Source organism: Pseudomonas putida (assembly GCF_004357765.1).
Lineage (GTDB): Bacteria > Pseudomonadota > Gammaproteobacteria > Pseudomonadales > Pseudomonadaceae > Aquipseudomonas > Aquipseudomonas putida_U.
In genome coordinates this window covers 130,892-148,351 of record NZ_SMTE01000007.1, presented here as the reverse complement: position 1 = coordinate 148,351, position 17,460 = coordinate 130,892, and the positions used below count along the sequence as shown (strand labels likewise).

Below are 17,460 nucleotides of genomic sequence, written 5' to 3'. Positions count from 1 at the left end.
GCGGCCTGTTAGAGCGGCTTGATCGCGACGGCCTTCAGGCGATATCACGCAACTCGCGGCGCAGAATCTTGCCCACCGGTGTCATCGGCAACGCATCCCTCAAAACGATGTGCTTTGGCACCTTGTAGCCGGTGAAGTTGGCCTTGCAATAATCCTTGAGCTCCTCGACCGTCACGCCGCCGGCACGTGGCACGACGAACAGTTTCACCGCCTCCCCCGAACGCTCGTCCGGCACGCCGATGACCGCGCAATTGGCCACCTGCGGGTGCCCCATGATCACGTCCTCGATTTCGTTGGGGTACACGTTGAAGCCCGAGACGATGATCATGTCCTTCTTGCGGTCGACGATTCGGGTGAAACCGTCCGGGTCGATCACCGCAATGTCACCGGTCTTGAACCAGCCCTCGGCATCCAGGGCCTGGGCGGTGGCTTCCGGTTGCTGCCAGTAGCCCTTCATCACCTGCGGACCCTTGATGCACAACTCGCCCCGCTCGCCCAGCGGCAACTCGTTGCCGTCGTCGTCGATCACCTTGAAGGCCGTGCCGGCCACCGGAATGCCGACCGTGCCGATGCGTGCCAACTGGCCGTAGGGGTTGGTGCTGGCTACTGGTGAGGTTTCGGTCAGTCCGTAGCCCTCGACGATACGGCAGCCGGTAAGGCTCTCCCAGCGCTCGGCAGTCGCCTTGACCAGGGCCGTGCCGCCGGAATTGGTGATCTTCAGTGCCGAAAAGTCCAGCTGGCGGAAGCCTGGGTGATCCATCAGCGCCACGAACAGGGTATTGAGCCCCAGCAGCGCTGAAAACCGCCATTTGCCCAGCTCCTTGATGAATCCTGGGATATCCCGCGGATTGGTGATCAGCACGTTGTGATTGCCGCTGACCATCATGCACATGCAGTTCGCGGTGAAGGCATAGATGTGATAGAGCGGCAATGGCGCGATCATCACCTCCTGCCCCTCCTTGAGCAGCTTTTGTCCGTCCGGCCCCTGTTGCGACAGGCAGGCCAGCACCTGCAGCATGTTGGCGACCAGGTTGGCATGGGTCAGCATGGCGCCCTTGGCCAGGCCCGTGGTGCCGCCGGTGTACTGCAGTACGGCGATATCCTCCAGCCCCAGCGGTACGGGCTTGCAGACCAGCCCTTGGCCTTGGCGCAGCGCCTGCTTGAACGGCACGGCCTGGGGCAAGCTGTAGGCCGGGACCATTTTCTTGAGTTTGTCGACCACGGTGTTGACCAGCCAACCCTTGGCCGCGGGCAGCATGTCGCCCATCTTCGCCTCGATCAGGTATTCGATGGCGGTATCGCCGACCACCTCCTGCACCCGCTTGCCGAACATATTCAGGTACACCAGCGCCCGAGCCCCGGAGTCCTTGAACTGGTGGCGCATCTCGCGCTCGGTGTACAGCGGATTGGTATTGACCACGATGAGTCCGGCGCGCAGGGCGCCAAAAACCGCAATCGGGTATTGCAGGACGTTGGGCATCTGCACTGCGATGCGATCGCCTGGCGCGAGGTCGGTGTTGTGCTGCAGCCAGGCGGCGAAGGCCGCGGAGTGGCGATCGAGATCGGCATAGCTCAGGGTCACCCCGAGATTGCTGTAGGCCGGCCGGTCGGCGAAGCGCTTGCAAGAGCGCTCGAATACCTCGACCACCGAGGCGTAGGCATGGATATCGATGGTGGAAGGAACCCCCGCGGGGCGCTTGTCGTTCCAGAAATCGGCTTGCATTTATTGTTCTTCCTCTACCTGGGCGAGTTTCCCTGATCTGATCGCCACGCGACGAAAAGGCACACCCTCGACGTTAGCAGTTAAGCCCCAGGTGGCCTATGCGCAACCTGCCGCCATTAACATCGTGAATCTTATTTGTGCCATTCCTGCAATTGCGTGGGTTGCGCGTACACTGAGCGGATGAGCCTTGTGCCAGGGAACCACCATGCCCTACGACGCCTTCTGGCTACCTGCCAGCGAGCATTGCAGCCTTTATGTACACCAGTGGCTGCCGGCCACCCCGGTCAAGGCCGTGGTCCTGCTCGTGCACGGCATGGCCGAGCATGCCGGGCGCTATGACCACTTCGGCCGCATCCTGAGCAATGCTGGCTACGCCTTGCTGGCGGCTGACCTGCGCGGTCACGGGCGCACCGCCGAGCTCGGCAGCCTGGGCCTGTTCGCCCGCAAACAGGGTTGGGAAGCCGTGGTCGACGACCTGGGACTGTTGGCGCAACACATCGGTCAGCAGTTCCCCGGTACGCCTCTGTTTCTGTTCGGCCACAGCATGGGCAGTTACATCGCCCAGGCCTACCTGATGCACCACAGCGCGAGCCTGCAAGGGGCGATTCTCAGCGGTTCCAACTATCAACCCGCTGCTCTGTACCGCCTGGCACGGCTGATCGCGCGCGCAGAAACCTGGCGCCAGGGGCCGCTGGGCCGCAGTGCATTGCTCGAGTGGTTGTCGTTCGGTAGCTTCAACAAGGCCCTGCGCCCGACCCGTACCGCTTTCGACTGGTTGAGCCGCGACCCTGCGCAGGTGGACAAGTACATTCACGACCCCCTGTGCGGCTTTCGCTGCAGCAACCAATTGTGGCTCGATCTGCTGCACGGACTGGCGCACATCAGTCAGGCGAAGAACCTCGCCCAGATCGACCCGAACCTGCCGCTGCTGGTCATCGGCGGCGAATGTGATCCGGTGAGTGCCGGCAAGCGTCTGAAGAAACTGGCCGACGCCCTGAGCGCGACCGGAAACCTTCATGTACAGTTGCGGGTTTACCCCGGCGCTCGCCATGAAGTGCTCAACGAAACCAACCGTGACGAGGTCACAGCCGATATCCTCGGCTGGCTGGAGCAGGCACTGGCCCTTTGCCGCCCTGCCCGCAGTGAATGATCGCGGCCTCGTCCGCCCATTAAGGAAGCCCCGATGACCCAGGTCACCAACACGCCTTACGAAGCCCTCGAAGTCGGCCAGAAGGCCAGCTACGAGAAGTCCGTGGAAGAACGCGACATCCAGCTGTTCGCCGCGATGTCCGGTGACCACAACCCGGTCCACCTGGATGCCGAGTTTGCTGCCAAGAGCATGTTCCGCGAGCGTATTGCCCATGGCATGTTCAGCGGTGCACTGATCAGTGCCGCGGTGGCCTGCACCCTGCCGGGACCCGGCACCATCTATCTGGGCCAGCAGATGAGCTTCCAGAAGCCGGTGAAGATCGGCGACACCCTGACCGTGCGCCTGGAAATCCTCGAAAAACTGCCGAAATTCAAGGTGCGCATCGCCACCAACGTGTACAACCAGAACGACGAGCTGGTGGTCGAAGGCGTCGCCGAGATCCTGGCGCCACGCAAGCAGCAGACCGTCGAACTGGTATCGCCGCCGAATTTCGTGGCCAGCTGACAGCGCCGCCGAATGCTTCGCAAGCCTAACCGCCAATAGGCGGGCGAGGCGGTCACCGCCTGTGTGCCAAGGCCTGCAGACGCTGCTCGATATGGCGCCGCTCCGGCGCCTGCCGGGTAAGCGTCAATGCCTGACGCCAGGCCGATCGCGCTGCGTCGACATTGCCCAATTGTTGATGCAGTTCCGCTCGCGCCGCATGCGCCAGGTGATAATCGCGCAATTCCCCCGCGGCCAGAATCGTCTCGACCGCCTGCAACCCGGCCTGCGGCCCGTCCCGCTTGGCCAACGCCACTGCCCTGTTCAGCGCCACCACCGGCGACGGCCAGTGCCGTTGCAGCACATCGTAGAGCCCAACGATCTCCGCCCAATCGGTGGCTTCGGCACTCGGCGCTTCGGCATGCAGGGCGGCGATCGCTGCCTGCACGGTGTAGGCGCCGAATGCACGACTGGTCAACGCCTGACGCACCAACGCGCAGCCTTCCTCGATCTGCTCTCGGTCCCACAGGCTACGGTCCTGCTGGTCGAGCAGCACCAGGTTGCCCTCAGCATCGCTGCGCGCCCGCTGGCGTGAGGCTTGCAGCAGCATCAACGCCAGCAGGCCGGTGGCTTCGGCGTCCGGCAGCAAGCCCACCAGCAGACGGCCGAGCCGGATCGCTTCATCGCTCAACTCCCGCTGCAACAAGGCCTCGCCCGACGATGCCGAGTAGCCTTCGTTGAATACCAGGTAGATCACCCGCAGCACGCTGTCCAAACGCTCCGGCAGCTCATGCAGCTCGGGTACCTGGTAGGGAATACCCGCATCGCGAATCTTGGCCTTGGCCCGGACGATGCGCTGGGCAATGGTTGCCGGACTCAACAGGAACGCCCGGGCAATCTGCTCGGTGGTCAGGTCACAGACCTCCCGCAACGTCAGTGGCACCTGGGCGTCGGCCGCCAACGCTGGGTGGCAGCAGGTGAAGATCAACCGCAGGCGGTCGTCGTCAAGCAGCTCGTCTTCGCTCGGATCGCCGCCATGGCCTTCGATGAGCATCATCAGGTCCGCCTGGGAGCGGTCGAAACGGGCGCGCCGACGCAGCGCATCGATGGCCTTGAAACGCCCGGTGGAGACCAGCCAGGCCCGCGGATTGGCAGGAACCCCATCACCTTGCCAGCGCTCGACCGCGACGAAGAAGGCTTCATGCAAGGCCTCCTCGGCCAAGTCGAAATCACCCAGCAGACGAATCAGCGTCGCCAGGATTCGCCTGGATTCCTGGCGGTACACCGCCTCGACCTCGGCACGAACCTGGTCCTGCGGCGCCATCAGTCTGGCATCCGCTGGACCACAGCCTCCAAGCGATCGAGGCTTTCCCCCCAGCCCTGGTAGAAGCCCATTTCTTCATGGGCGCGGCAGTCGGCGGCGCTCCAGTGCAGGGCACGCGCGGTGTAGCGGGTCTTGCCGTGCTCGTCGTCGAAAGTGATCACTGCGGTCATGAAGGCTTTGTTCGACGGCACCCAGCCTGGACTGAACGCATCGGTGAACACCAGGCGGTGAGGTGCGGCAATGTCCAGGAACACACCCTGGGTCGGGTACTCGGCGCCATCGGGAGCACGCATGAGCGTGCGGAACAGCCCGCCGACCCACAACTGCATTTCGCACTCGGGGGTGGTCATGCCGTGCGGCCCCCACCACTGACTCAACCAGTGGGGATCGGTCCAGGCACGAAAGACCTTGGCCGCAGGTGCATCGAGCAATCGGCTGATGGCCAACTCATGCTGCGCTGGCGCCGGTTGTGCAAGGCTCATTATTGTTGTTCTCCATCGCTGTCAGGGTTGCAGTTCGCGCACCGGCCGTACTTCGACGCTGCCGACCCGCGCCGCCGGGATGCCCCTGGCGATGTTCAATGCCTCGTTGAGGTCGCGGGCATCGACCAGGTAGAACCCGGCCAACTGCTCCTTGGTTTCGGCGAACGGCCCATCGGTGAGGCTCATGTGCCCACCGCGCACGCGCACCGTGGTGGCAGTCTGCACCGGCTTGAGCGCCTCGGCGGCGAGCATACGCCCGGAGCCGTGCAGGCTTTCGGCGTAGGCCAGGCATTCGGCATCTTCGGGACTGTCCGGCAGGCTGTGCAGCAGCCCTTCGTCACAATAGACCAGGCACAGGTATTTCATCGTCGTCTCCAGGGCATTGGCAACGTGCGTTTGGCGATAGCGGATCACGGTTTGAGATCGAAACGTGCTTTTTGCGTTTCCATGTCGAACGGCGCCGACCAGTGTTCGTGGATCACCTGCCACTGCCCTGCCGTGCGGCGGTAGGCCACCGTGGCGCGCATGAAGCCGCATTGGTTCTCGTCGTCGGCGGGACCACAGCGATTGAGCCAATGGGCCAGACCCAGGTCACCGTCGGCATGCACGGTCAGTTGTGTCTGCTCGAACACCATAGGCCCGGTGCAGAAGCCCATGCACATTTCCCAGTGTTTCTGGTAGACGTCCTTGCCCTTGAATTGCAAGGCGGCAATCGCATCGAAGGCAACGATATCGTCGGCATAGGGTGCAACGATGGCCGCAATGTCACGGTCACGTACGGCCTGCATCCAACGCTCGATCAGTTCTCGGATCTGGGTTTCGGCTGCGCTGTTCATGGGGCGTTCTCCGCTCGGCGATGAGGTAGGGGCGCAGGCACTGCATGCGCTTTCATCTCATAGTCGAACGGTAGTCGGCAGAATCGACAGCTTCGGCTTTTTTTGGTTCTTTACGGGTTGTCGGGGCTTGGCTTGGCTTGGCTTGGCTTGGCTTGGCATTTAGATCGTGAGTTGATCCATTGTGTGTAGCGGCGCTACTGGCCCCTTCCGCCTTTACGGCGGGCAACTTTTTTCTTGGAAAAAGTTGCACAAAACCGCTTGCTCCTGCATCCGGCCCTCCGCTTCGCTACGGGTCCCCTCGCTACGGCGCCTTCCGGGCCCGCGCGGCCTACGACTTGCTGCGCAAGTCTACATCTCGCGCCTTCGGCTACGCCGAAGGGTGCTGCGCACCTGGCCCTACAGACGCCTACGCTCAGCCTCCTGACGTCGCAAAGTTAGGGGCGGCGCCTGTACGGGCGTTATCTTCGAAAGCCAGATCGCGAGATCCGCTGCAACACAAGACGAAGGTTAAGGGAAAAGCGAGAGCGCAGCGATTCGCCTGCCGTTGCTCTGGCTTTTGATCTTGCTCTTGATCTTGCTCTTGATCTACCCGCGACCTCAGGAGGCCGAGTGGAGGCGGCTGGAGGGCCAGGTGCGCAGCACCCTCCGGCGTAGCCGGAGGCGCGAGATGTAGACTTGCGTAGCAAGTCGTAGGCCGCGCGGGCCCGCAAGCCGCCGGAGCGAGGGGACCCCGAAGCGCAGCGTAGGGGCCGTATGTGGGAGCAAGCGGTTTTGCGCTCCTTTGTCCAAGAACAAAGGAGCCCGCCGTAAAGGCGGAAGGGGCCAGTAGCGCCACTACATCTCTCGGATCACCCCCCCAATACCAAAGCCCCACCCCAAGAGAGCCCAAGCCCAAAACCCCAGCCGCCACAAATCCGTGAAGTACCTTTTGTTACCCCGCCGCGACAATGAACTCACGATAACCGGACACAATCACATACACCGCGAAATAGCAGAAAATCGCCGCCGAAGCCAGGTAGGACCAGGTCAGCAGGCGATCGCCCAACAGCCGCCCGCCCTGGCTGGCGATACCGCACAGGCTCATGCACCAGCACAGCCCCGCGGCGAAAAAGCCACCCAGGAACAGGCCAGCGTCCACCAGACTGCCACCTCCAGAGCGGGAGATGAGCACGCCGCCGACGGCCGCGAACCAGAGAATCGCACTTGGCGAAGACATGGCCAGGAAGATGCCTCGCAGGAATTCGCGCCAACCCGATTCCACCACGACCTGCTCGCGCGCCTGCAAATGCCCACCGCGCCAGGCGGCCAACAGCATTTTGAACGCAAACCACACCAGCAGCGCCGAACCGCCCAGCCACAAGCCCCAGCGCACCGCCTCGAATTGCAGCAGCACGGTCATGCCGGCGAGCGCCGCGATGGCATAGATCAGATCGCCCACGCAGGTGCCGAGGCCAAGCCAGAAGCCCTGAAGAAAACCACGCTGCATCGCCAGGGTGATCATGGCGATGTTGGCGACCCCGATATCGAGGCACAGCGACAGGCTGAGAAGAAAACCGTTGGAAAATGGCATAGCAGGCTCTGAGCGGCGAAAAAGGCGGGGTAGAGCCTGCCATGAGCAGGTGTGCAAAGGAAGCTTTGGCGGTTGGGTTCGACGGTGGAGATGGAGGGGCATTGTGATCGAGCGCCCCCATCAAAACCAAGCCAGGCACTCATTTCCCCCACAAACGACTCGGCCCCCGTGGCCGGCGTCTCGCATTTCGAAACGCCAGCCACGGGGGCCGATCGGGCAGCGCAGGCATCAACCCTGCTGGCAGCCCTCACCCATGGCCCGGTACTCGATAGTGTGCACCTGGCCCTGGTGGTCTTCATAAGTCATGGTCGCCGGTACCACTTCACAGACATTGGGGATGGTCGACATGTTGATCACCCTCTTGATGTCCAGGTTCATGGAGTAGTCGTACTGCTGGACCACTGGCTGGTTGGAGACAGGTGCGGCCTCATCGGCAAGGGCGAACGAGGACATACCGACCAATGCAAGAATCAGTAATGGTTTCATGGAGGTTTGCCTGCTAGAACAATCAAGCTGATCGATTGACTTCTGTAGCCGTTGTAGGCGCGGAGAAGTTGTCATCACTGCATCGATGACACGAAGTACCGATCCCGCTTCGTCATACTACGTGGGGGATGAGTGAATTCTACGCCTCCCCTGGAATAGTTGAACCCCAAAGTCAGTTATTCAGCCTTGCGTGATTTGCAACAATCTGCGACAACCCGAGGCCATTTCCAGCAAATCGATCTATGACCGCCGCGACGTTTTCACTCCTCAACGCCGACGAAGCTCGCCTGCTTGACCACTTCTACCGCCAGCACGGTTCTCGCATGCGCGCCGCCGCCGACGGCGAGCGCTGGGTGGCCCGCGCGCCGGGGATAAGCGCCGGGCTGAGCCTGTCGCCGGTCGCCGACGGATTCTGGCTGACCGGCCTGTTCGTAGCGCCTGCCCAACGTGGCCAAGGGCTGGCGGCCGGCCTGGTACAAGCCGCCTTGGCAGACCGTCCAGGTGCCACCTGGTTGTTTTGCCATCCGGACCTGACGGCCTTCTATCAACGACTGGGTTTCACCGTCAGCAGCGCACTGCCCGAGACGCTCGCCGCACGCCTTGCCCGCTATCAACGCAGCAAGCGCCTGGTGGCGCTGGAGCGGCCTCAGTCGTCGCTGGCATCGAGCCCGGGGAACAGCACCTCGGTATAGCCGAACTTGCTGAAATCCTGAATGCGTGAGGGATACAAGCGGCCAATCAGGTGATCGCACTCATGTTGTACCACCCGCGCATGGAAGCCATCGGCGAAGCGATTGATCGGGTTGCCTTGGGGATCGAGGCCGGTGTAGCTGATGTGTTTGTAGCGGGGCACCACACCGCGCAGACCTGGGACGGACAGGCACCCCTCCCAACCTTCTTCGATCTCGGTGGACAGCGGCGTGATCAGCGGATTGAGCAGAATGGTCTGCGGCACCGGCTCGGCATCGGGGTAGCGCTCGCTGCGCTCGAAACCAAAGATGACCAGTTGCAGATCGATGCCGATCTGCGGCGCGGCCAGGCCGACGCCGCCAACGTGACGCATGGTCTCGAACATATCGTCGATCAGCGTCTGCAACTCGGCGCTGCCGAGCAGATGGTCGGGGACCGGTGGGGCGATGCGCAGCAAACGCTCGTCGCCCATCTTCAGGATGTCACGGATCATCGCGGGTTCGGCTCGTGGGTTCGTGGCGTGGACGGTGGCTGTTCCGAATCCTGCTGCTCATGCCCCAGTACAGTGCGCCCATGTCGTTGGTGCGCATCGCCAGGCTCTTTTTCCCCAGGGTTCTTGCCTTCTGCCGACATGTGCTCGATCACCGCATTCATCTCCGCGCCCAGCAACACCACGGCAGCCGAAATATAGAAGTACAACAGTAATACGATGATCGCGCCGATACTGCCGTACATGGCGTTGTAGTCGGCAAATGTCTTCACGTAGTAGGCAAAGCCCAGCGAGGCGATGATCCAGACCACCACCGCCAGCACCGAGCCTGGGGTGATGAAGCGAAACTCCTGCTTCACATCCGGCATCACGTAGTACATCAGCGCCACGGCGATCATCAACAGGAAGATGATCGCCGGCCAGCGCACGATGGTCCACACCGTGACGATCACCTCCTGCATGCCGATCTGCGCGGCGATCCACTCCATCACCTGTGGCCCCAGCACCATCAGCGCCGCGGCAGCCAGTAACATGCCGGCCAGGCCAACGGTATAGAAGATCGACAGCGGAATGCGCTTCCAGACAGGACGGCCTTCGGGCACATCGTAGGCGGCATTCATCGCGCTCATCATCAGGCGCACGCCGGCAGAGGCGGTCCACAGCGCGATCACGATACCAACCGACAGCAGCCCACCTTTGGACTGTTGCAGTTGGTCGATCACCGGATTGACCTGTTCCAGTGCCTGCGGCGGTAGCACCAGCTCCGACTGCAGACGCAGCCAGGAGAAGAAGTCCGGCAAATGCAGGAAACCAATCAGCGCAATCAAAAACAACAGGAACGGGAACAACGAAAACAGCATTTGGTACGCCAGCGCTGACGCATAGGTCGACATTTCGTCGTCGAGAAACTCCTTGACGGTGCGCATCAGCACGCGGTGCAGGGGTAGGCCCTGCAAGGCGGAAAAAATCATAGCGTCTCCTTTCGCCGCTTGATCGGTCGTACGGTCCAGTTTAATAGACCACGCGTCAGGCGTAATGCTCACACGTGCACGAAGGTTACCCGCGGCTTATGCAACGCGGGCAAGCCCGGTGAAGGGCTTGCCCGCGAGCAAACTGCACGATCAGTGCACCATCAAGGCTTTTTCACTGCATCCTTGACGTCGCCCTTGACCTGCTGTGCTTCACCTTTGAGCTCCTGGGCCTTGCCCTCCGCACGCAGCTTGTCATTGTCGGTCACTTTGCCGACGCCTTGCTTGACGTTGCCCATCGCCTCGTTGGCCAAGCCTTTCGCTTTGTCTTTGGTGCCGCTCATGGCAAATCTCCTGTAATGGAGACACGGGAAACCGTGTCGACAGTCGGTGGACCGGGACGCTGTTGCAAGAGTTTCAAAAGCTTTGCCAGGTTCGAGCCGAACGGCAAATCACCGGGCGAATACCGCACCGAATCGCCCCACAGCCGCTGCGCTGCAAACGTCGACTGCCCTAGTATGCGCTCAGCAAAAGGCAATCCCATGCAGGTTGCCAATCGACAAGAACAACAGCTTCCGGATACCCGCACACATGCGTCTGATACCTCTGTTCGCGGCTTTGCTGCCGCTGCTTCCCTTGCCCGCACTCGCCAGTCAATCCACCGGCGAGCAAGTCCTGCGGGTCGACCACTACGCCGATGACGACAAGCCTGGCAGCCTGCGCTGGGCCATCGAGACCAGCAACCGCGAGCCTGGCCGCTACCGCATCGAAATCGCCGCCGTCGGCCAGGCGCCGTACGTCATCCGCCCAACCCGCGCCCTGCCGGAAATCAAAGGGCCGGTGCGCATCACCGGCTTGCCCTGGGCGCGTGACGGCCAGTACATCGCCATCGATGGTGCCGGCTACATCAAGGACCAGGGAGTGCGCACCTGCCCCGGCGCGCTACCCGGCCAGTTCGGTACCAACGTACGCACCACCACTAACCCAGGCCTGGTACTGCGCGACACCCAGGGCGTCCACCTGAGCGGCCTGGAAGTGCGCAATTTCTGCATCGGCATCCTGGTCAACCGCTCCAGCAACAACGTCATCGAGGACAACCGCATCGTCGCCAACAAGGGCGGCGCCGGGATCATGCTCACCGGCGACGATGGCGCGGGCAACCCCACCGCCACCACCACGAACAACAACAAGGTGCTGCGTAACCAGTTGATCGACAACGGCGACGGCCTGGAGCTGACCCGTGGTGCAGCTTTCAACCTGGTGGCCGACAACCTGTTCCGCTCGACCCCGGCCAACCCCGAGCCGTCCCAGGGCATCGAGATTCTCCTGGGCAATGACAACAGCGTGGTACGCAACCGTTTCGAGAACTACTCCGACGGCCTGCAGATCAACTGGGGCAAGCGCAACTACCTGGGCGCCAATACCTTCAGTGGCAACTCGATCGGTGTCAGCGTCACTGGCGAGGGCAACATGCTCGACGGTAACCTGATCCACGGCAACCGCATCGGCGTGGCACTGCGCCCCGAGCCTGACGTCACCGCTACCCGACTGAGCGGCAACCGCATCTGGGGCAACAGCCAGGACATCCGTCGCTGCGAGGCCGGTGGCTCGTGCGTGCCAGACCAGCGCACCGGGGCGATCATTTTCGGCGTTCCAGCCCAGGCCCATGCGCTGTACGTGGGCTCGCGCGGCGTAGGCGCGGACCTGGCGAAGAAGGACCAGGCCGTCATCTGCGATGGCAACGGCGCCCCGAAGCCCTGCCAACCGCTGCCCAACCACAACCAGCAGCCCCCCCGGCTGTTAGCACTGCAAGGCAATGTGCTGCGCGGCGAAGTCCAGGGGCCGGCGTCCAGCCTGCTGCGCATCGAGCTGTTCGGCAATGCCGAGGCGGATGCGACCGAGGCGGAGCAGTATCTGGGCGAAGTGCTGGTCAATAGCGATGCCAAGGGCCAGGCGCGCTTCGCGCAGCCCTTGGAGAATGCCGGTGGCCTGAACAGCTTCACCGCGACGGTGACCACCGCCGACGGCGCGACCTCGGAGTTGAGCCCGCCGATTCGTCGCTGAGGCCACAGCCCCTATCGCCGGCTTGCCGGCGATAGGGGCATCACTCACAATGCAGCTCTTTAGCGTCAACCCGCAGGAACCTGCATGAAACTCGACAAACCCGCCGCCATCGCCCGGCGTAACGAAACCCTGAACCGACCGGTGCTGACCCGCGACAACACCCTGTTCGCGATCCTCGACCGCAAGCGCAACCTTTGGTGGTTCGAAGTGCCGGTGGCGCTGCTGCGCAAAGGGCAGCCCGACTGGGTCAACCTGCTGCTGCACACCCCGGAGAGCGACGAACTGCAGCACCTCAAAGTGCCGACCAACTTCCTGCGGGCTCACCAGGAACAGATGGAAATCCGCAACCCCGGCAAGCGCCGCTCGACCATTAGCCTGGCGCTGAGCGCCGACCGTGATTCGCTGCTGCGCGACACCCGCCCAGGAGGCGAACAGCTGGATTTCGCCCCCTTCGTCCAGGCCTGATCAGGCCTGCTCGATCCGATCGTCATGGATGACGATACGGCCCTGCTTGAACAACGCGCCGATCGCCTTCTTGAAATTGCCCTTGCTGACATTGAACAGCTGGCTGATCAGTTGCGGATCGCTCTTGTCGCACACGGCCAGGGTGCCGCCTTCGGCCTGCAGACGCGCCATGATCTGCTCCTGCAGGCTGTCGCCGAGGGCCTTGCCCACCGGCTGCAGGCTCAGGGCGATCTTGCCGTCATGGCGAACTTCCTTGATGAACCCCTCCACATGCATCCCCGAGCGCAGGAACTTGAAGACTTCGTTCTTGTGGATCAGGCCCCAGTGCCGGCTGTTGATGATCGCCTTGAAGCCCATCGGCGTCTCACCTGCCACCAGCAACTCCACCGGCTGGCCGACGCTGTAGTCGGCCGGGGTGCGATCGAGGTAGCGATCCAGGCGGGCAGTGGCGGTAATGCGCCGGGTGCGTTTGTCGAGGTAGGCATGGACCACGCAGTAATCGCCGATCTTCAGCGGTCGCGACTCTTCCGAATACGGCATGAGCAAGTCCTTGGACAGGCCCCAGTCGAAGAAGATGCCGGCGTTGTTGATGTCCTTGACCTTGAGACTGGCGAAACCGCCGACCTGCAGCTTGGGCGTTTCGGTGGTGGCGATCAGCTGGTCTTCGCTGTCCAGGTAGATGAACACGTTGAGCCAGTCGTCGATCTCGGTCGGCGTGTCCTTGGGAATGTAACGTTTGGGCAGGAGGATCTCGCCATCGGCACCGCCGTCCAGGTACAGGCCAAATTCCACGTGCTTCACGATTTGCAAACTGTTGTAACGCCCAAGCAGAGCCATTTCCGATGTTCCTCAAGACAAGGCGGCTATTCTACACCTGAAGCCGGCGCGCTGCCCGACCGCTGATTCGGTTGAACCGCGTTGCCGCACCCTGCGTCTACCGATTGGCCCGCACCTGTCAGGATTCGCACATGCCTTCACGCCTGTCCAAAGCCCTGCTCATCACCTTCGGATTCATCGTCGCGCTGGCCGCCTGTACCCGCATCGATCTGGCCTACCGCAACCTCGACCGCTTGGTGCCCTGGTCGCTGGACGACTACCTGGACATGAACAGCGAGCAGAAGGCCCTGCTCGACGATCGCCTCAAGCAACACCTGGCCTGGCACTGCAAGACCCAACTGCCGGGCTACCTCGACTGGCTCGACCGGGTACGCGACATGGTCGCCGACGATCAGGTAACCGACCAATCCGTGCAGCAACGCACCGACGAAGCACGCCAGGCCATCGGTCGGGTGGCAGAGGCCATCACGCCGTCGGCCGTCGAACTGCTGCGCGGCATGAGCGACGCCCAGGTTGCCGAAATGCGTGAAACCTTTCGCGACGACATCAGCGAGCGGCAGAAGAAGTACGTCGATACGCCTCTGGCCGAGCAGATCGCCCGGCGCGCCGAGCGCATGGAAAAGCGCCTGACACCCTGGTTCGGCGAATTGACCCCGGCGCAACAGCAGCGGGTGCGGGTCTGGGCACAGGCATTGGGTGATCAGAACCGCGAATGGATCGCCAACCGTGCGCACTGGCAGCAACAATTGCTGCTGGCGATGAACCAGCGTAACGACGCCAGCTTCGAGCCGCGCCTGGCGACCTTGTTGCAGCGCAAGGAAAGCCTGTGGACCCCGGCGTACAAGGCCGCGTACCAGAACACCGAGCAGCAGGCGCGTAGCTTGCTGGTGGACCTGGTACAGCAGAGCACACCGCAGCAGCGGCGGTTTCTGCAGGATCGGCTGAGCAAGGTGCGAGCGGACTTCAGTGGGTTGAAGTGTTTGAAGAGTTGAGCGCGTACATCAGGACCGGCCTCTTCGCGGGCAAGCCCGCTCCCACAGGTTTACCACAGCTATCGAGCGCTGTGGCGATCCTGTGGGAGCGGGTTTACCCGCGAAGAGGCCGGCACAGTCAACCTCAATCACCGCCCCCTGCGCCGATACGGAAACACATCGATCACCCTCCCCTCACGAATCGCCGCCTGCAACCCCTTCCAGTAGTCAGCGTCATACAGCTCCCCATGCAACCGGCTGAACAACCGACGCTGGCCCATGTCAGCGAACAGAAACGGCGGAAACTCCTCGGGAAACACATCGTGCGGCCCGATCGAGTACCAGGGCTCGCCCGACATCTCATCCTCCGGATAACGCGGCGGCGGGATGTGGCGGAAGTTCACCTCGGTCAGGAAACTGATCTCGTCGTAGTCATAGAACACCACCCGACCATGACGGGTGACGCCGAAGTTCTTCAGCAGCATATCTCCGGGAAAGATATTGGCCGCGGCCAATTGCTTGATGGCCAGACCATAGTCTTCCAGAGCCTCCAGCACCTGGGCCTCGCTGGCATGCTCCAGATACAGGTTGAGCGGAGTCATGCGCCGCTCGGTCCAGCAATGACGGATCAGCACCGTATCGCCTTCGAGGACCACGGTCGACGGCGCCACCTCCAGCAACTCGGTCAGGCATTCGGGCTCGAACTTGGCAAGCGGAAAGCGAAAGTCGGCGAACTCCTGGGTGTCGGCCATGCGCCCGACCCGGTCGACCCCCTTCACCAGACGGTACTTGGCGATGACCGTGGCACGGTCCACGGTCTTGGAGGGGGAAAAGCGATCTTTGATCACTTTGAACACGGTATTGAAGCCCGGCAAGGTGAACACGCTCATCACCATCCCGCGCACCCCAGGGGCCATGACGAAGCGGTAGTCGGTGCTGGCCAGGTGGTTGATCAAGGCGCGGTAGAACTCCGACTTGCCATGCTTGTAGAAGCCGATCGAGGTGTACAGCTCGGCGACATGCTTACCCGGCAAGATGCGCTTGAGGAAGTTGACGAACTCGCCAGGCACCGGCACATCGACCATGAAGTAAGAGCGGGTGAAGGAGAAGATGATCGACACCTCGGCCTCGTCGGTGATCAGCGCATCGACCTCGATGCCGTGACCTTCGCGATGCAACAGCGGAATCACCAACGGCCATTGTTCATCCAAGGTGTGCAGGCGACCGACCAGGTAGGCGCCCTTGTTGCGGTACAACACCGAGGAAAACAGCTCCACCGCCAAGGCCGGGTCCTTGCACACCCAATCCGGCAGGCTGTCGCGCAACTGCCCCTCGAGCCGGCTCAGGTCCGCCTCCAGGTTGGCGTAGGGCACCTGGAACACATGCTCGGTGAAAATCGCCCGCAGCAGCGCATGCAGCCCGGCCTCGGGCCGATAAGTGCGGGTCTGCGCAGCGCGCTGGTGAGCTCGCAGGGAAGGCCGGGTGGTGTGGATGAACATGCAGCCATCGCTGATCAGGTCATGGCTGAACAAGCTGCAGAACAGCGAGTTGTACCAGGTTTCCGCCAGCTCATCGTCCAGGCGCGGGTCGATCAACTGGATATAGGCATGCTTGACCAGCGGCCACTGCGCGACGTCGAGCAATACGTCGTCAGCGAACGCCTGACGCAGTCCGCCATTGACCTCGACCACTTTCTCTTCATAGAGATTGATGCGGGCAGCGGCGGCCTGCTGGATGTCCTGCCAACGCGCCTGCTCGAAACGAGCCTGGGCGCCGAGGGTGATGCGCCGGAAATGTTCGCGGTAGTCGTCGAAGCCGACCAGGATCACTCGGGCGATCTCGGCGGCGGGCCAGGTAGGGGGCATGCGGGGTGCCTCGGTGCCAGGGTTGGGAATATTCAGCTTAGACATTCCAGATAGTGGCGAGCGGCGATAGCCCGTGACTGATGCGCAGCGCAAGAAAGCACAAGAACCCACCGCCCACGTCACGTAAACTCCCCGCCCTGCCTTGTTCCTGGAGACCGCCGTGAGCCCCATCGCCCTAGCCCGCCTGCTGACACTTGCTGCCGTGTGGGGGGCGAGCTTCCTGTTCATGCGCATCATCGCCCCAGAACTGGGCACCGTGCCAACGGCCTTCTTCCGGGTCTCGATCGCCTGCCTGGGGCTGATCGCGTTGCTTGCCATCGGCCGCGTGCGCTGGACATTCAACGGCAAACTCGGGGCCTGCCTGGTATTGGGCATGATCAACTCGGGCATTCCGGCCACCTTCTATTCAGTGGCAGCCCAAGTCCTGCCGGCCGGCTATTCGGCGATCTTCAATGCCACGACGCCGCTGATGGGCGTGCTGATCGGCGCGCTGTGCTTCCGTGAGCCGATGACCTTGCCCAAGCTGGCAGGCATCTTCCTCGGTCTGCTCGGTGTCGCCATCCTCAGCGGCGCTGGCCCCGTGGCGCTGGACGCCGCCTTGATCAAAGGCGCCCTGGCCTGTCTGGCTGCCACCACCTGCTACGGCTTTGCCGGGTTTCTCGCCCGGCGCTGGATCAACGGCCTGGACAGTCGCCTGGCAGCGCTGGGCAGCATGCTCGGCGCAACACTGATGACCACGCCCCTGTTCGCCTGGAGCGCGATCACGCAACCACCTTCGAGCTGGGGCGGCTGGCAGGTCTGGTTGTCGCTGCTGGGGCTGGGGTTGCTGTGCACGGCGCTGGCCTACATCCTCTACTTCCGCTTGCTCGATGAAGTCGGGCCGGTGAAAGCCAGCACCGTGACCTTCCTGATCCCGGTATTCGGCGTGCTGTGGGGCGCCTGGTTGCTGGATGAGCCGTTGTCGATGGCGCACCTGTATGGCGGCGTGCTGATCGGAGCGGCGCTATGGCTGGTATTGCGTCCAACGCGGCGTTGATCCGTTTTACCTGCGAATCAGGA

General features: G+C 62.6%; 19 protein-coding genes. 7 read left to right on the top strand and 12 right to left on the bottom strand.

Features of this window, described 5'->3' with window-relative positions; all coding sequences use genetic code 11:
- Positions 1–34: 34 nt before the first annotated feature.
- Positions 35–1,723, bottom strand: a complete 1,689-nt coding sequence (gene fadD2 / locus E2H86_RS12305) for a long-chain-fatty-acid--CoA ligase FadD2 (protein ID WP_133328102.1) — start codon at positions 1,721–1,723, stop codon at positions 35–37.
- Positions 1,724–1,928: 205 nt separating this feature from the next.
- Between fadD2 and E2H86_RS12300 the strand changes: the two genes are divergently transcribed.
- Positions 1,929–2,873: an alpha/beta hydrolase gene (locus E2H86_RS12300; RefSeq protein ID WP_133328100.1), complete on the top strand. Its 945-nt coding sequence runs from the start codon at positions 1,929–1,931 to the stop codon at positions 2,871–2,873.
- 33 nt (positions 2,874–2,906) lie between these two features.
- On the top strand, positions 2,907–3,377 hold the full coding sequence (locus E2H86_RS12295) for a MaoC family dehydratase (RefSeq protein WP_133328098.1): 471 nt from the start codon (positions 2,907–2,909) through the stop codon (positions 3,375–3,377).
- A gap of 52 nt (positions 3,378–3,429) precedes the next feature.
- Here E2H86_RS12295 and E2H86_RS12290 read toward each other — a convergent pair whose 3' ends face one another.
- The 6 genes from E2H86_RS12290 to E2H86_RS12265 form a co-directional block, all read right to left on the bottom strand.
- The gene (locus E2H86_RS12290) at positions 3,430–4,677 is read right to left on the bottom strand and encodes an RNA polymerase sigma factor (protein WP_133328096.1); all 1,248 of its coding nucleotides are present in this window, start codon (positions 4,675–4,677) and stop codon (positions 3,430–3,432) included.
- A complete protein-coding gene (locus E2H86_RS12285) occupies positions 4,677–5,159 on the bottom strand; it encodes an SRPBCC family protein (RefSeq protein ID WP_133328094.1) in 483 nt (160 codons plus the stop codon). Before E2H86_RS12285 ends, E2H86_RS12290 begins: the two co-directional genes overlap by 1 nt.
- 21 nt (positions 5,160–5,180) lie before the next feature.
- Positions 5,181–5,525, bottom strand: coding sequence for a YciI family protein (locus tag E2H86_RS12280; RefSeq protein WP_133328092.1), 345 nt, complete (start codon positions 5,523–5,525; stop codon positions 5,181–5,183).
- Between the two features lie 44 nt (positions 5,526–5,569).
- Positions 5,570–5,995, bottom strand: coding sequence for a YybH family protein (locus E2H86_RS12275; RefSeq protein ID WP_133328090.1), 426 nt, complete (start codon positions 5,993–5,995; stop codon positions 5,570–5,572).
- 931 nt (positions 5,996–6,926) lie between these two features.
- Complete coding sequence (locus E2H86_RS12270) at positions 6,927–7,565, bottom strand: LysE family translocator (RefSeq protein WP_133328088.1); 639 nt, start codon at positions 7,563–7,565, stop codon at positions 6,927–6,929.
- A gap of 228 nt (positions 7,566–7,793) precedes the next feature.
- Complete coding sequence (locus E2H86_RS12265) at positions 7,794–8,051, bottom strand: DUF2790 domain-containing protein (protein ID WP_133328086.1); 258 nt, start codon at positions 8,049–8,051, stop codon at positions 7,794–7,796.
- A gap of 323 nt (positions 8,052–8,374) precedes the next feature.
- Between E2H86_RS12265 and E2H86_RS12260 the strand changes: the two genes are divergently transcribed.
- Positions 8,375–8,743, top strand: a complete 369-nt coding sequence (locus E2H86_RS12260) for a GNAT family N-acetyltransferase (protein WP_133328406.1) — start codon at positions 8,375–8,377, stop codon at positions 8,741–8,743.
- On the opposite strand, the gene def is transcribed toward E2H86_RS12260, so the two are convergent.
- The 3 genes from def to E2H86_RS12245 form a co-directional block, all read right to left on the bottom strand.
- A complete protein-coding gene (gene def, locus E2H86_RS12255; protein WP_133328084.1) occupies positions 8,698–9,234 on the bottom strand; it encodes a peptide deformylase in 537 nt (178 codons plus the stop codon). The two genes, E2H86_RS12260 and def, sit on opposite strands and share 46 nt — an antisense overlap.
- A complete protein-coding gene (locus E2H86_RS12250; protein WP_133328082.1) occupies positions 9,231–10,202 on the bottom strand; it encodes a YihY/virulence factor BrkB family protein in 972 nt (323 codons plus the stop codon). The genes def and E2H86_RS12250 overlap by 4 nt, the downstream gene beginning before the upstream one ends.
- A gap of 161 nt (positions 10,203–10,363) precedes the next feature.
- On the bottom strand, positions 10,364–10,543 hold the full coding sequence (locus E2H86_RS12245) for a CsbD family protein (RefSeq protein ID WP_133328080.1): 180 nt from the start codon (positions 10,541–10,543) through the stop codon (positions 10,364–10,366).
- Positions 10,544–10,790: 247 nt separating this feature from the next.
- Between E2H86_RS12245 and E2H86_RS12240 the strand changes: the two genes are divergently transcribed.
- On the top strand, positions 10,791–12,263 hold the full coding sequence (locus E2H86_RS12240; protein WP_133328078.1) for a right-handed parallel beta-helix repeat-containing protein: 1,473 nt from the start codon (positions 10,791–10,793) through the stop codon (positions 12,261–12,263).
- An 84-nt stretch (positions 12,264–12,347) separates the two neighbouring features.
- Positions 12,348–12,728, top strand: a complete 381-nt coding sequence (locus E2H86_RS12235; protein ID WP_133328076.1) for a hypothetical protein — start codon at positions 12,348–12,350, stop codon at positions 12,726–12,728.
- Here E2H86_RS12235 and E2H86_RS12230 read toward each other — a convergent pair whose 3' ends face one another.
- Complete coding sequence (locus tag E2H86_RS12230) at positions 12,729–13,565, bottom strand: CvfB family protein (RefSeq protein WP_133328074.1); 837 nt, start codon at positions 13,563–13,565, stop codon at positions 12,729–12,731.
- 131 nt (positions 13,566–13,696) lie between these two features.
- Here E2H86_RS12230 and E2H86_RS12225 point away from each other — a divergent pair, with 131 nt between their 5' ends.
- A complete protein-coding gene (locus E2H86_RS12225) occupies positions 13,697–14,557 on the top strand; it encodes a DUF6279 family lipoprotein (RefSeq protein ID WP_133328072.1) in 861 nt (286 codons plus the stop codon).
- Positions 14,558–14,685: 128 nt separating this feature from the next.
- Here the strand turns inward: E2H86_RS12225 and aceK are convergent, their stop codons facing one another.
- Entirely contained in the window at positions 14,686–16,401 is a 1,716-nt protein-coding gene (gene aceK / locus E2H86_RS12220; RefSeq protein WP_133328070.1) for a bifunctional isocitrate dehydrogenase kinase/phosphatase, read from the bottom strand.
- A gap of 160 nt (positions 16,402–16,561) precedes the next feature.
- Here aceK and E2H86_RS12215 point away from each other — a divergent pair, with 160 nt between their 5' ends.
- On the top strand, positions 16,562–17,437 hold the full coding sequence (locus E2H86_RS12215) for a DMT family transporter (protein ID WP_133328068.1): 876 nt from the start codon (positions 16,562–16,564) through the stop codon (positions 17,435–17,437).
- The last annotated feature ends 23 nt before the right edge of the window (positions 17,438–17,460 follow it).